At 47.9% G+C, this 15147-nt stretch carries 13 protein-coding genes; all 13 read left to right on the top strand.

What is annotated here, in order from left to right; all coding sequences use genetic code 11:
• The 13 genes from fabK (at nucleotide 1) to guaA (ending at nucleotide 15049) form a co-directional block, all read left to right on the top strand.
• The gene (gene fabK, locus Q0Y54_RS03075) at nucleotides 1–948 is read left to right on the top strand and encodes an enoyl-[acyl-carrier-protein] reductase FabK (RefSeq protein WP_297964175.1); all 948 of its coding nucleotides are present in this window, start codon (nucleotides 1–3) and stop codon (nucleotides 946–948) included.
• 36 nt (nucleotides 949–984) lie between these two features.
• Entirely contained in the window at nucleotides 985–1926 is a 942-nt protein-coding gene (fabD, locus tag Q0Y54_RS03070) for an ACP S-malonyltransferase (protein ID WP_297964173.1), read from the top strand.
• A gap of 1 nt (nucleotide 1927) precedes the next feature.
• Nucleotides 1928–2671: a 3-oxoacyl-[acyl-carrier-protein] reductase gene (fabG, locus tag Q0Y54_RS03065; RefSeq protein WP_297964171.1), complete on the top strand. Its 744-nt coding sequence runs from the start codon at nucleotides 1928–1930 to the stop codon at nucleotides 2669–2671.
• A gap of 42 nt (nucleotides 2672–2713) precedes the next feature.
• Nucleotides 2714–2944 carry an acyl carrier protein gene (locus Q0Y54_RS03060; protein ID WP_297964169.1) on the top strand — a complete coding sequence of 77 codons (231 nt, stop codon included), beginning with the start codon at nucleotides 2714–2716 and terminating at the stop codon, nucleotides 2942–2944.
• A 95-nt stretch (nucleotides 2945–3039) separates the two neighbouring features.
• The gene (locus Q0Y54_RS03055) at nucleotides 3040–3984 is read left to right on the top strand and encodes a nitronate monooxygenase family protein (protein ID WP_297964167.1); all 945 of its coding nucleotides are present in this window, start codon (nucleotides 3040–3042) and stop codon (nucleotides 3982–3984) included.
• Nucleotides 3985–4001: 17 nt separating this feature from the next.
• Nucleotides 4002–5246: a beta-ketoacyl-ACP synthase II gene (gene fabF / locus Q0Y54_RS03050; RefSeq protein ID WP_297964165.1), complete on the top strand. Its 1245-nt coding sequence runs from the start codon at nucleotides 4002–4004 to the stop codon at nucleotides 5244–5246.
• 17 nt (nucleotides 5247–5263) lie between these two features.
• Complete coding sequence (rnc, locus tag Q0Y54_RS03045; RefSeq protein ID WP_297964163.1) at nucleotides 5264–5980, top strand: ribonuclease III; 717 nt, start codon at nucleotides 5264–5266, stop codon at nucleotides 5978–5980.
• A 112-nt stretch (nucleotides 5981–6092) separates the two neighbouring features.
• A complete protein-coding gene (locus Q0Y54_RS03040; RefSeq protein WP_297964161.1) occupies nucleotides 6093–6905 on the top strand; it encodes an MBL fold metallo-hydrolase in 813 nt (270 codons plus the stop codon).
• 209 nt (nucleotides 6906–7114) lie between these two features.
• Nucleotides 7115–8284 (top strand): efflux RND transporter periplasmic adaptor subunit, encoded by a 1170-nt coding sequence (locus Q0Y54_RS03035; RefSeq protein WP_297964159.1) that lies wholly within the window; start codon nucleotides 7115–7117, stop codon nucleotides 8282–8284.
• Nucleotides 8285–8296: 12 nt separating this feature from the next.
• A complete protein-coding gene (locus tag Q0Y54_RS03030; RefSeq protein ID WP_297964157.1) occupies nucleotides 8297–11500 on the top strand; it encodes an efflux RND transporter permease subunit in 3204 nt (1067 codons plus the stop codon).
• A gap of 328 nt (nucleotides 11501–11828) precedes the next feature.
• The gene (gene recA, locus Q0Y54_RS03025; RefSeq protein WP_297964155.1) at nucleotides 11829–12872 is read left to right on the top strand and encodes a recombinase RecA; all 1044 of its coding nucleotides are present in this window, start codon (nucleotides 11829–11831) and stop codon (nucleotides 12870–12872) included.
• Nucleotides 12865–13359 carry a regulatory protein RecX gene (locus Q0Y54_RS03020; protein ID WP_297964153.1) on the top strand — a complete coding sequence of 165 codons (495 nt, stop codon included), beginning with the start codon at nucleotides 12865–12867 and terminating at the stop codon, nucleotides 13357–13359. Before recA ends, Q0Y54_RS03020 begins: the two co-directional genes overlap by 8 nt.
• Nucleotides 13360–13516: 157 nt before the next feature.
• A complete protein-coding gene (gene guaA / locus Q0Y54_RS03015) occupies nucleotides 13517–15049 on the top strand; it encodes a glutamine-hydrolyzing GMP synthase (protein WP_297964206.1) in 1533 nt (510 codons plus the stop codon).
• Nucleotides 15050–15147: the final 98 nt, after the last annotated feature.

The raw sequence follows: 15147 nt of genomic DNA, 5'->3' as shown, positions 1-15147 counted from the left end.
ATGTTTGAGGAAAATCCCATTTGTAAGTTGTTGAATATCAAATACCCTATTTTCCAGGGGGGTATGGCGTGGATTGGCACAGCTGAGCTGGCTTCTGCTGTATCCAATGCCGGTGGTCTTGGTATTATTGGCGCAGGTCACATGCCTCCGGATATTCTGAGAGCAGAAATCCAGAAGGCCAAGAAGTGGACTGACAAGCCCTTTGGCGTAAATATTATGCTGATGTCTCCTTTTGTAAAGGAGGTTATGCAGGTAGTTGTGGAAGAGCGTGTAGCTGTTGTAACTACCGGTGCAGGCAATCCTGCAGAATATTTGCCGGCTCTTAAAGAGGTGGGCACCAAGGTTATTCCAGTAGTGGCTTCTGTAGCCCTGGCCAGACGCTTGGTTCGTTCCGGCGTTGATGCTGTTATTGCCGAAGGTACCGAGTCCGGTGGCCACATTGGTGATATCACCACCATGGCCCTTGTACCGCAGGTGGTGGATGCCGTAGATGTACCTGTTATTGCTGCCGGTGGTATCGGTGATTCCCGTGGCATTACCGCTGCTATTGCCTTAGGAGCTTCAGGTGTCCAGATGGGAACCCGTTTCGTGGTATCTGAGGAATGCATTGCCCATGAAAATTACAAGAATTTGGTATTGAAGGCTAAGGACCGCTCTACGGTAGTTACAGGCCGTTCCACCGGTCATCCGGTCCGGGTTATCAGCAATAAGATGACCCGTGAGTATGCTGAACTGGAAGCTAAGCAGACTCCTGTGGAGGAGCTGGAAAAATTCGGTGCCGGTCGTCTCAATTTGGCCACCCATAAGGGTGACGTGGAGAATGGTTCCGTAATGATAGGTCAGATTTCCGGTATGCTGGATGATATTAAGCCGGTTGCTGTCATTATGGAGGATCTGGTTTCCGGTCTTGCCGCAGCCCGGGACAGAGTGGTGGCCTTTTCCAAATAATCGCATAAATTTTTGTCAATAAATGGAGAATATAAAATGAATAAACTTGCTTTTGTTTTCCCTGGACAGGGTGCACAGAAGGTTGGAATGGGTAAGGACTTTTACGACCATTATGACGTGGCCAAGAAGCTTTTCAAAGAGGCTGATGAGGCTTTGGGCTATTCCATTATGAAGATGTGCTTCGAGGGGCCGGAGGAGGATTTAAAGCTGACTGCCAACACTCAGCCAGCAATTCTTACCATTAGCTGCATTGCCAATGAAATCCTTAAGGAAAATGGAATTCAGCCGGATATTACCGGTGGGCACTCCTTAGGTGAGTATTCCGCCCTGGTGGCTTCCGGGGTATTGAAATTCCAGGATGCAGTTTTGCTGGTACATAAGCGCGGTGAGTTCATGCAGGAGGCTGTTCCGGTAGGAGAAGGCGGCATGGCGGCTATTATCGGTGTGGACCGTGATAAGATTATCGAAATCTGCCAGTCCGTCAATGATGAAAGCCCTGTACAGGCTGTCAACCTCAATTGCCCTGGTCAGACCGTTATTGCAGGGGCAACCCTGGGGGTGGAAAAGGCCGTTGAGAAGCTTAAGGCCGCCGGTGCCAAGAAGGCAGTTATCCTGCCGGTTAGTGCCCCATTCCACAGCACCCTCATGAAGCCGGCTGCCGAGAAGCTGGCAGTGGAGCTGGACAAGGTTACCTTATCGGAGGCAAAAATTCCGGTTGTGGCCAATGTCAATGCCCATATCCTTACCAGGGCGGATGATATCAAGACCGCCCTGGTGGCTCAGGCTGCCAGCCCTGTTCTTTGGGAGGATTGTGTGGCCCAGATGCAGGCCTTTGGTGCTGATACCCTGCTGGAAGCCGGCCCGGGCAAGACCCTGTGCGGCTTCAATCGCCGCATTGACAAGGCCATTAAGAGCCTGAATGTTGAAGATGTTGAGTCCTTAGAAAAAACGCTTGACTATTTCAGGGAGGTTCGTTAATATGCTTTTAGGTGGAAAGTCTGCCCTTGTTACGGGTGGTTCCCGTGGCATAGGTCGTGCTATTGCTATTAAGCTGGCAGCCGAAGGGGCTGCAGTTGCCATTAATTATGCCGGTAATGCCAAGGCTGCTGAAGAAGTAAAGGAAATTATCGAAGCAGCAGGCGGCAGGGCTATGACAGTTCAGGCTGATGTATCCAATGGCGAGTCCGTTGATGCCATGATTAAGGAGGTAGTTGATACCTTCGGTGGTATAGATATTCTTGTAAATAATGCAGGCATTACCCGTGATGGTCTTCTTATGCGCATGAAGGAAGAGGATTGGGATGCGGTTATTAATACCAACCTTAAGGGCGTGTATTACTGTACCAAGGCTGTTTCCAAGCTGATGATGAAGAAGCGGGCCGGCCGCATTGTAAATATGGCTTCCGTGGTGGGCCTTACCGGTAATGCCGGTCAGGCAAATTATTCGGCAGCCAAGGCAGGAGTAATTGGTTTTTCCAAGACCATGGCCAAGGAGCTGGCATCCCGTGGCATCACCGTAAATATGGTGGCACCTGGGTATATTGATACCGACATGACCTCTGTTCTTCCTGACAATGTCCGGGAGGCGATGGTAGCCGGTATTCCACTGGGCAGAGTTGGCGCGCCGGAGGATGTTGCCAATGCAGTTCTGTTCCTGGTGTCTGATAATGCATCTTATGTTACTGGCCAGGTCATCAATGTTGATGGCGGTATGGTCATGTAATATAGTCTATAGATGAAACTTGTTTGAGGAGGTGAACCAAGCATGTCTACTTTTGAGAAAGTAAGAGATATCGTTGTTGAACAGTTGAGCGTTGAAGCTGATGATGTTGCAATCGAGTCCACTTTTATCGATGATTTAGGCGCTGATTCTCTTGATATTGTTGAGCTCATCATGGCTTTTGAGGAGGAGTTCGGCATCGAGATTCCTGATAGCGCAGCTGAAAAGATTAAGACCGTTCAGGACGTTGTAACTTTCATTGACCAGAACAAATAAGCTTTTTGCGTCTTGCCTTTAAGAAAGTCCCGTGAAGTTGCTTCGCGGGATTTTCTAAAGAAGGTAAGGACCGTCCCATGAATGGAGGAGTAGTTTTGAAGCTTCCTGAACTTAAAATTGGCGATAAAATTGCAAAGATGCCAATTATTCAAGGCGGCATGGCGATACGCTTGTCTACCGGTCGATTGGCCGCAGCTGTGGCAAATCAGGGCGGTATCGGTCTCATTGCCGCATCTGGCATGACCAATGATGAGCTTCGTTATGAAATCAGGATGGCCCGCGCATTGTCCAAGGGGATTATCGGCATCAATATCATGTTTGCGGCCAAGAAATTTGCTGAAATCGTAAACACTGCTATTGATGAGGGTATTGACCTTGTTGTGGCCGGTGCAGGCTTTTCCCGGGATATATTTGGCCTTGGCCAGAAATCCGGAACACCGGTTGTTCCAATAGTATCATCCGTCAAATTAGCGAAAATTTCTCAGCGTCTTGGTGCTGCAGCTGTTGTAGTTGAGGGCAAAGAAGCAGGCGGCCACCTGGGAACCGATCAGTCCATAAAGACGATTATCCCGGATATTGTGGCAGCCGTTGACATTCCTGTAATTGCGGCAGGTGGTGTCCTTCATGGCCAGGATATTGCTGATTTAATAAAAATGGGCGTAAGCGGTGTCCAGATGGGTTCCCGTTTTGCGGCCAGCGTTGAGGCCAATAGTGCCCCAGCCCTGAAGGAATATTATCTTAAGGCAAAGCCTGAGGATGTGGTGGTTATCCATAGTCCTGTTGGTCTGCCAGGCCGTGCAGTGCGTAATCCATGGGTCGCCAGAATCATGGAGGGGCCTGTACCGCCAACCCAATGTGACAATTGTCTTAAGGCTTGCAAGCATAATTTCTGCATAATAAGAGCACTCAGCCGTGCCCAGCAGGGAGATGTGGAAACAGGTCTTGTATTTACTGGTGAGTATTTACCAACAATAGATAAAATATTGACTGTTGAAGAAATTTTCCAGCAGCTTAAGGAAGAACTGGCTGCTATTAATTGAATTGTGAGGTGTTAATTTTGTCTAATCGCGTTGTAATTACCGGCCTTGGCGTAATCAGCCCAGTTGGTACCGGCAAGGACGTTTTTTGGCAGTCCCTGTTGGAGGGTAAAAACGGAATTGATAAAATTACTCGTTTTGATGCATCCGAGTACAAATCCCAGATTGCCGGCGAGGTAAAGGATTTTGATCCTGCTGATTACATGGACAAGAAGGAGTCCAAGCGGATTGACCGCTATGCCCAGTTTGCTGTTGCTGCCGCCAAGATGGCTGTAGAGGACGCAAAGCTTGATCTTGAGGCTGAGGATTGCGACCGTATCGGTACCTTTGTAGGTAGTGGTATTGGCGGTATTGAAACCATGCATGGACAATATGAGAAGCTGTTTGACAAGGGCCCAAGCAAGATCAGTCCTTTCTTTATTCCAATGATGATTGGCAATATGGCAGCAGGCCATGTGTCCATCGCTTTGGGGTTAAAGGGACCAAGCAGCTGTGTGGTTACAGCCTGCGCAACCGGTACCAACAATATCGGTGACGCATTCCGCGTTCTTCAGCGGGGGGATGCCGATGTTATGGTAGCTGGCGGCACTGAGGCCAGTATTTCCCAGGCTGCTGTGGCAGGCTTCTGCTCCATGAAGGCCTTGTGCTGTGATCACAACGATGATCCGGCCCATGCTTCCAGACCATTTGATGCAAACCGCAGCGGCTTCATTATGGGTGAGGGTGCAGGTATTGTTGTTTTGGAAACCCTGGAGCATGCTGAAAAGCGTGGTGCCCATATCTATGCAGAAATCGTGGGCTACGGTTCAAATTCCGATGCCTATCATATTACCAGCCCGGCTCCTCATGGGGTCCAGGCGGCCAAATGTATGGCCAGTGCCCTTAAGGATGCCGGTCTTCATCCCTCTGAGGTTGACTATATCAATGCCCATGGTACCTCAACCCACCTGAATGACCTGACTGAGACTGAGGCCATCAAGACCGTTTGGGGCGACCATGCCAAGGAGGTTTCCGTAAGCTCCATCAAGTCCATGACCGGTCATCTTCTGGGGGCAGCCGGTGGCGTTGAGTGCATTGCCACTGCTTTGGCTGTGGAAAATGACATGCTGCCGCCTACTATAAACTATGAAACTCCGGATGAGGGGTTGGATTTGGATTATGTACCTAACAAGGCAAAGGCAAAGACCGTTCGTGCCGCTCTGTCCAATAACCTTGGCTTTGGTGGACATAATGCTTGTATTGTTTTAAAAAAATATTCTAAGTAAAAGTTGAGTGATTTATTATGGTTGAACGTGTGACTGCAGAGCGCAGGAGACGGTTGGAGACCCTGGCGGGTCAGCTGGGTGTGCGGTTCAAGCATATCGGCTGGCTTCATCAGGCCCTTACCCACACCTCTTATGCAAATGAGTCCCGCATTCGTGTAGAGCATAATGAACGCTTGGAATTTTTAGGAGATGCGGTGCTGGAGCTTGCTATCAGCACCTATCTTTTTAAACATTTCCCAGAACTTCCTGAGGGAGATCTTACTAAATCCAGAGCAGCTGTGGTCTGTGAAGCCAGTTTGTCCAGTCGTGCAGCAGAGCTTAATTTGGGTGATTATCTGTTGCTGGGTCATGGTGAGCAAAGCTCTGGTGGCCGTAAGCGGGCTTCCATTTTGGAGGATGCCTTTGAGGCGGTAATAGGCGCCATTTATATGGATCAAGGCTGGGCATGTGCTCAGGCCTATGTTATCCGCCAGCTGGAGGAGCACCTCCTTCAGGTGGAAAAGGGCATATCCACGGTAAAGGATTATAAAACCATGCTCCAGGAGCTGGTTCAGCGTCATGGTGAGAACAAAATCTGCTATTGCATGATTGGCTCTGACGGTCCGGATCATGCCAAGGTATTCAGCTTTGAGGTAAGGCTTAATGATGAAGTTTTAGGAATAGGAACTGGTCCAAGCAAAAAGGCTGCCGAACAGCAGGCGGCCAAGCAGGCTCTAGAAAAAATGAATAAATAATAAAAGGACTGTTGCGTTATTGGCAACAGTCCTTTATTATTAGATATAGAAGGATTAGGTACAGAATTTCTTTACGGAGATAAAAATTAATTTTATTTATTCAGGAGGTAATATGATGAGGAAGCTTATTTTTTTAGGTACTGGTAATGCCATGGTCACCAAGGTCTTTAACACCTGTTTTCTCATTGAAACATCTGACGGAGAGCTGTTTCTGACTGATGCCGGCGGCGGCAATGGTATATTGCGTCAATTGGAGCTGGCCGGAGCTGATTATAACAAGCTCCATCACATGTTCGTTACCCATGCCCACACGGATCATATCATGGGGGTTGTATGGGTTATCAGAAAGATTTCTTCCATGATGAACAGCGGCAAATACAATGATGAATTTCACATATATTGCCACAACGAGGTAAAGGATATTCTTCTGAATATGTGTGAAATGATGTTGAAGCGCAAGGATTTTGAAAATATTGGTGAGAATATTATTATTCATGAAATTTGGGATGGTCAGGTTATTGAGCTTCCAAGCTTTGATATCAATGTTTTTGACATTTATTCCACCAAGGCAAAGCAGTTTGGGTATCAGCTCCAGTTCAAGGAGGATGGCCTCATGATGACCTGTCTGGGGGATGAGCCATTTAACATAGGCTGTGAGGAATACGCCAAGGGCTCTGATTGGATGCTCTCCGAAGCTTTTTGCAAATATGGGGACAGGGAAATATTTAAGCCCTATGAAAAGCATCACAGCACCTGCAAGGAGGCGGCTGAATTAGCCAAGAGCCTGGATATTAAAAATCTGATTTTGTACCATACCGAGGATAAAACCATTGATACCCGTAAGGAAGCCTATACTGCCGAGGCCAAGCAGTATTTTGACGGCAACGTGTTTGTTCCTGATGACTTGGAGGTTATCCAATTTTAATCTAATTTTAATCCTATTCACATACGTATTTTATAATCACATATATAATAGAATGATATGACTAGGTACGAGTTATATAACAAAATATAGTTCGTACCTAGTTTGCGTTGACAACACCTCTTATCTGCTGTAGCATGATATATTGGTGGTCTTTTTGAGATTAATACCGCAATGATAAGAAATTTAATTGGCAAGAGGAGGAATAGGTTTTGTTATCAAAAAAAGGTATTGTAATATGCGTCGCTGTAATTATAGCGGCGGTTATTGGCGGCTATATGTTCCTTATGTCGCAGATGGCCGGTCAGCGACAGGGGGCCGGAGCAGCCCAGGTCAAGGCCATGACCGTTATTAAGCGTGATACACCGGTTACCCTGGAATATCCAGGCTCGATTGTAGGTAAGGATACCACCAAGGTTACGGCCAAGGTTTCCGGTACTATCGTGGAGAAGTATATCAAGGGTGGTGACCAGGTTCAGGCCGGTCAGGCATTGTACAGAATCGATGCCAGAACCTATCAGGCCGCCCTGCTGAATGCCCAGGCCAATCTGGCCCAGGCCCAGGCCAACCTTAATAATGCCAGAACTGATTTGGCAAGAAATGAACAGCTTTACGCAGCTGAGGCCATTTCCCAGCAGGTTCTGACTACCCAGCAGGCCCAGGTCAATGCATTGGAGGCCAATGTTTCCGCTATGGAGGCCCTGGTGCAGACTGCCCAGCAGAATTTGGATGATACGGTGGTATACGCTCCTATGAGCGGCAAGCTGGCTGTGGACGATGTGGCTGTGGGTACCTATGCAGCTGCCGGCACTACGGCCCTGGTTACCATTGGTACCAGCAATCCAATGATGGTTCAGTTCAGTGTCAGCGAAGCGGAATACCTGAAATATGTGGGTGAATCCGTAATTCCTGGTCAGAGCCTTCCATCCAAGAGCGTTCGTATCGTGCTGTCTGACGGGAAGGTATACCCTGGTATGGGCACCGTTGTGGAGGTGGACCGTGCCATGGAGGGAAGTACCTCCTCCCTGCTGCTGAAGGCCCAGTTTGATAATTCCAGCGGTATACTTATTCCGGGTATGTTTGCCCGTGCCCGTCTGGTAGGGGATACCATAAAGGATGCTATTTTGGTGCCTCAGCGCTCCGTTCAGCAGCTTTTGGGCAAATCCTTTGTTATCATTGTTGGTGAAGGAAATAAATCCGTTGTGGCTCCTGTAGAGCTTGGGGAAACTGTAGGCAGCTATTATGTAATTAAAAAGGGCCTTAACGGCAGTGAACAGGTTGTAGTTGAAGGTCTTACAAATCTTACAGAGGGTGTAGAGATGAACGTTACTACGGTTTCTGCCGATGATATGGGCTTCTCCTTTGTAGATAAGCACGAATAAGGGGGTAGACCTGTGTCTAAATTTTTCATACATAGACCAATATTTGCAATAGTTATATCCCTTATTATTGTTATTGGTGGTTTGATTTCCGCCTTTCAGCTTCCTATTGCCCAATATCCGCAGATTGCCCCGCCTACCATATCGGTAAGCACCACCTATACAGGTGCAAATGCCAAGGTAGTAAATGAAACCGTCGCCCAGATAATTGAGCAGCAGGTAAACGGTGTTCAGGGCATGGATTATATGAATTCCAACGCCTCTGATTCCGGTTATTATTCCCTGTCTGTTGTTTTTGAATTGGGTACTGATGGTGATATGGATGCGGTAAAGGTACAGAATGCTGTGGCCGTTGCCAATCCAACCCTGCCTGATACGGTAAAAACCGTAGGTGTTGTCACCTCCAAGGCGTCCAATACCATGGCCCTGATGGCGGCAATGGTATCTCCTGAGGGCACCTATGACAGTACATGGATAAAAAACTATTCAGATATTTACCTGATTGACAGAATAAAGCGCGTGGATGGTGTAGGCTCGGTACAGGCCTTTGGTGCTGACCATGCCCTGCGTATCTGGTTGAATCCTGATCGTCTGGCTGAGATGAACCTTACCGTAAAAGATATAACGGATGCCATTAATGAGCAGAACCTTCAGGCACCGGCCGGTACAGTAGGTGCCCTGCCAATCCGTGACCAGCAGGAAAAACAGTTTACCGGAAAAATTGATGGTCGACTGGTTACTGCCGAAGAGTTTGGCAACATCGTAATCAAGAGAGACCATAACGGTTCCATGGTACATCTGAAGGATGTGGCCCGGGTGGAAAAGGGTGCCAAGCAGTATGCGGTTTTCTCCAAAATGAATGGCGCTCCTAATACAGTCGCTTTTGGTATACAGTTGACAGAAGATGCAAATACTATGACTACAGTAGCCGAAGTACGTGAGATTTTGGAAGAGGCGGAAAAATCCTTCCCTCCTGATTTAAAGCTGCAGTATATCGTAGATACGACAGAATTTATCGGTTCCTCCATCAAGGAAGTAGTTGAGACCTTTGTTGAGGCCCTCCTGCTGGTAGTATTGGTTGTATTTATCTTCCTGCAGAACTGGCGGGCCACCCTGATACCGTTACTGGCTGTTCCGGTATCTCTTATTGGTACATTTATTGCCTTTATAATTTTGGGCTTCTCCATCAACACCCTGACCCTGTTTGCCATGGTATTGGCCATAGGTCTGGTAGTTGATGATGCTATCGTGGTTATTGAGAACGTAGAGCATCATATGAGTACAGGCCTTACCCCCATTGATGCCACGGAGCGGGCCATGGATGAGGTACAGGGGCCGGTTGTAGCCATTGCCTTTGTATTGGCCGCCGTTTTCATTCCGGTTGCCTTCCTGGGTGGTATGATGGGTGTGCTGTATCGCCAGTTCGCCCTGACTATTGCCATATCCATGGCTTTGTCGGCCTTTGTGGCCCTGACCCTTACGCCGGCCCTTTGTGCCATGATTTTGAAGCCGGTGGATTATGATGCCAAGAAGGAAAGGGACAGCAGCCTGTTAGACCGGTTCTTTAAACGGTTTAATGATAAGTTCAATGAAATTCGCATCAGCTACCAAGGGGTAGTTGGCTGGTTCATTGGAAATGCCAAGTATGCGGTAATACTCATCGTTATTATAACGGGTCTTACGGGCCTGCTTTATAAGATTGTGCCTAGTACCTTCGTTCCTGATGAGGACCAGGGGTATTATGCGATTTCCGTATCCCTGCCAGAGGGTACATCTATTAATCAGACATCCATTACAATGGATAATGTATCCACTGCAGTAAAGGGAATGGATGGTATTGAAAATGTTATTGCCATCACTGGTTTTGATATTTTCTCCTTTGGTACTAAATCAAATGCCGGAACTATGTTCGTCGGCTTGAAAAATTGGGATGACCGAACCACACCTGATTTGTCCATTAATGCCCTTATTGGAAAAACCTTTGCTGTAGGTGCTAAGGTTGCCCCAGAGGCCCAAGTTGTAGCATTCAATATGCCGGCGTTGCCAGGTCTTGGTAACGTAGGTGGTTGGCAGATGGAGCTTCAGGATTTGTCTGGACATACCGATGAAGAATTAAATGAGGTTGCCCAGAAAATTGTGGCCGCCGCCAATCAGCGTCCGGAGCTGCAGGGTGTCCGTTCCACCTTTAAGGTAAATTCTCCTATCGTCCAATATGATGTTGACCGTGACAAAGCAAAGAGCCTTGGGGTGAAGCTGTCTGATATCTTTAATACCATGCAGGTATTCTATGGTGGTAATCAGATAAACGACTTTAATGAATTTGGTCGAAGCTACAAGGTTATGTTGCAGGCGGATAAGGCATATCGTACTGCCGCCGATGACATGCGCTTTATGTTTGTCCGCAACAGCTCCGGTGAGATGATTCCTTTGGAGTCATTGCTTACTCCAAGAATGAGTACAGCACCTTCTATTGTACATCGTTTCAATGCTTCCAAGGCTGTATCCTTCCAGGGTAATGCCGCCAGCGGATATTCTTCTGGTCAGGCTATTGCTGCAATGGAAGAAATTGTAAATGAAGTTGCTCCTAATGGTTATCATATTGAGTGGTCCGGTCAGGCCCGTGAGGAAATCAAGAGTGGAGATTCCACTGGTAAAGTGTTGGCATTGGCCCTCGTCTTTGTATTCCTTTGTCTGGCAGCTCTCTATGAAAGCTGGAGCGTACCATTTGCCGTTATTCTTTGCGTACCTGTAGGTATATTTGGTGCCCTGTTCTCCGAGCTGGCCATCAGTATGCTGGAGACCCTGACCGTCGGTCCTAATGCCGGCCTTCAGAACAGTGTATACATGCAGATTGGTGTAATCATGCTCATTGGTCTGTCGGCGAAAAACGCAATTTTGATTGTAGAATTTGCCAAGGCCCGTGCTGATATGGGCATGAATCCGCTGAAGGCAGCTATTGAGGCGGCGGGACTTCGTCTTCGTCCTATCCTTATGACCTCCTTTGCCTTCATCATCGGCTGTCTGCCCCTGGCTGTGGCCTCCGGTGCCGGTGCGGCGGCCCGTAACGGTATGGGCGTGGCGGTAGTTGGCGGAATGCTCTTTGCCACCTTTATCGGTATTTTCATTATTCCTTCCTTCTACATCATCACCGTTCGGTTTGCCGATATGGTAGGCTGGAACAAGAAGCATAAGAAGGAACACGATAAGAAGTTCGTATAAGCTTACCGGACACCTTGCAGTGTCCACACGCCCTTACAACGAAATCTACAGCTCATCTGCATCCTTCGGATTTGACTCACTAAGATTTCATAGTAAGGTTAAGAAAAATATTTAATAAAAATGAAGCTGTTTATTAAAAAATAGCTTCATTTTTTATGCAATAAATAGTATAATAAAAATATAATTAGTAGGTGGCTCATAATTATTCCACCAAGATAATGGGTATTGTATCAAAAACCTTTGTTTGGTATAATACATAGCAGTGATATTGAGCCGTCGGATACATATTCTGAAAAATATATGAGCGTATTGAAGGGAGTTAATTGTGATGGAGAAGGAAGAAGCTTTAAAAAGTGCTCTTAAGCAGATTGAAAAGGATTATGGCAAGGGAGCCATTATGCGCCTTGGGGATGCGGCAAATAATATGAATGTGGAGGTTATACCTACCGGTATTTTGCCATTGGATATTGCCTTGGGCGTTGGCGGTATTCCCCGGGGCCGTATAATAGAGATTTTTGGTCCTGAATCCTCCGGTAAAACCACTGTTACCCTGCACATGATTGCCGAGGCCCAGAAAAACGGGGGTATTGCCGCATTTATTGATGCGGAGCATGCCCTTGATCCGGTTTATGCCAAAAAATTAGGGGTGGATATTGACAACCTGCTTATTTCCCAGCCCGATACCGGCGAGCAGGCCCTGGAAATCGTTGAGGCCCTGGTGCGCAGCGGGGCCATTGACATCATTGTCGTGGACTCCGTAGCTGCCCTGGTGCCAAAGGCGGAGATTGAAGGGGATATGGGAGATGCCCATGTGGGCCTTCTGGCGCGGCTCATGAGCCAGGCCATGCGCAAGCTGACCGGTGTTATCAGCAAATCCCGTACTACGGCTATTTTTATTAACCAGATTCGCGAGAAGGTGGGGGTTATGTACGGCAACCCGGAGGTTACCACCGGCGGCCGGGCCCTGAAATTCTATGCCTCTGTACGCCTTGATGTTCGTAAATATGATCAGGTTAAGCAGGGAACCAATATATTGGGGAACAGAACCCGGGTTAAGGTAGTAAAGAACAAGGTGGCCCCGCCCTTTAAGACTGCCGAATTTGATATTATGTACGGCGAGGGCGTATCCAGGGAAAGCAGTCTTATTGATATTGCCGCTGATTTGGAGATATTGCAGAAGAGCGGCTCCTGGTATTCCTACAATGATACCCGTCTCGGTCAGGGCAAGGACACCGTCAAGGAAATTCTGAAGAACCAGCCGGAGCTCTTTGCGGAAATTGAGGGCAAGCTCCACGAAATGCTGAAGGATGATGCGGTAATTCAAAGGCTGACCTCCCCAACCAAGAAATCCAAGGGTGGCAGCGATGAATAAGCAGTCCTCCGGTGCCCCAAACCGGCCCAGGCCATCGGCCAAGGCCAAGGCCGTGGAGCTGCTGTCCATAAGTGACCAGAGCGTAAGACGGCTTACGGAAAAGCTCAGCCGCAAGGCCTACAGCGATGAAGAAATTCATGAAACCATAGCATGGCTTCAGGATAAGCATTATATAGATGATGAAGGGGGCTGCAGAAGGCGGTTTGAATACCTGTATGAATCCTCCACCTATAGCGTAAAGCAGATTTGTGTCAAGCTGCTGCAGAAGGGCTACGATGGTGATTTGGTCCGTTCCTGTGTACCTGACGACATATATGAGCGGGAGCTGGAAAAGGCCGGCAGGGTAGTACGAAGCAAATTTAAGCCTGGCACAGATTTTCGGAAAATGCAGCAATATATGTACGGCAGGGGCTTTGACTACAGCGCGGCCCGGGATGCCATTGAGGCTTACCGGCAGCAGTGGCCCGAAGATAATTATGGGGAATAAAGGGGCTCATTCCGGCGAATGAGGGGAATGGGCTGAGTAAGATATCTGTAAAGGGATTGCGTATAGCAGTCCCTTTTATAAATTACCATGGTGTGTTATAATGACTTGTGATATTTTCGACTTATTTTGAAGGAGGATACAGCTCTTGGCAAATGAAATGATACTGGTATTGGATTTTGGCGGTCAGTACAACCAGCTGATTGCCCGTCGTGTCCGTGAATGTAATGTATACTGCGAGGTTCACCCCAATACCTTAAGCATTGAAAAAATTAAGGCGATGAATCCCAAGGGGATTATTTTTACCGGTGGCCCAAACAGCGTTTACAAGTCTGACTCGGCTACCATCAGCACAGAGATTTTTGAACTGGGCGTTCCTGTTTTGGGAATTTGCTACGGCTCCCAGCTTATTGCCCACCTGTTGGGGGGGAAGGTGGAAACCGCTCCGGTAAGTGAATACGGAAAAACTGAGGTAGCTATCAAGAGTTCTTCTTCAAAGTTATTTGATGGAGTTTCTGGCAAGACCATTTGCTGGATGAGCCATACCGATTATATTGCCATGGCCCCGGAGGGCTTTTCTGTAACGGCTGATACGCCGGTATGCCCAGTGGCCGGTATGGAGGATGAGACCAGAAGAATTTATGCTGTACAGTTCCATCCTGAGGTACTGCATACTGTTGAAGGATCTAAGATGCTGAGGAATTTTGTGTATAAGGTATGCCAGTGTGCCGGTGATTGGCGCATGGATTCCTTTGTAACCACTACCGTTCAGCAGCTGAAGGAGAAAATCGGCAGCGGTAAGGCATTGTGTGCCCTTTCCGGCGGTGTAGACTCCTCTGTGGCCGCCGTTCTCCTGTCCAAGGCTATCGGCAGGCAGCTGACCTGCGTATTTGTGGACCATGGTCTTCTCCGCAAGGACGAAGTAGATCAGGTGGAGGCAGTATTTGGTCCTGATGGTCCCTATGATTTGAATTTTGTTCGGGTCAATGCCCAGGAACGCTTCTATGAAAAGCTGAAGGGTGTAACTGAGCCGGAGGCCAAGCGGAAAATAATCGGTGAGGAATTTATCCGAGTCTTTGAGGAAGAGGCCAAGAAAATCGGGGCAGTGGACTTCCTGGTACAGGGTACCATTTATCCGGATGTTATTGAAAGTGGCTTAGGTAAATCAGCCGTTATCAAGTCCCATCATAACGTGGGCGGTTTGCCTGATTATGTTGACTTTAAGGAAATAGTGGAGCCATTGCGCCTTCTCTTTAAGGACGAGGTTCGCAAGGCCGGCCGGGAGCTGGGCATTCCGGACTATCTGGTAAACCGCCAGCCCTTCCCGGGACCTGGCCTCGGTATTCGTATTATTGGCGAAGTTACCGCCGAAAAGGTGAAAATCGTTCAGGAGGCTGATGCAATATACCGGGAGGAGATTGCCAAGGCCGGAGTGGACAAGGATCTGGGCCAGTATTTTGCCGCCCTTACCAATATGCGCTCTGTAGGTGTAATGGGCGACTTCAGAACCTACGATTATGCCATTGCCCTTAGAGCCGTAATGACCAGCGACTTTATGACCGCCGAAAGTGCCCAGATACCCTGGGAGGTCCTCCATAAGGTGACTAACAGAATAGTCAACGAAGTAAAGGGCGTAAACCGGGTAATGTACGATTGCACCAGCAAACCACCTGCTACTATTGAATTTGAGTAAAATGAAAAAAACCTACAAACCTTGATTTTATGTGGCTTGTAGGTTTTTTTGTATAAAGAAAACCACGCGATAGTCGCGTGGTTCAGAAAAGCTTTAGC

This window comes from uncultured Anaerovibrio sp., assembly GCF_947302755.1.
Lineage (GTDB): Bacteria > Bacillota > Negativicutes > Selenomonadales > Selenomonadaceae > Anaerovibrio.
The sequence above is the reverse complement of the archived record's forward strand: the minus strand, read 5'-3'. Positions and strand labels throughout refer to the sequence as shown.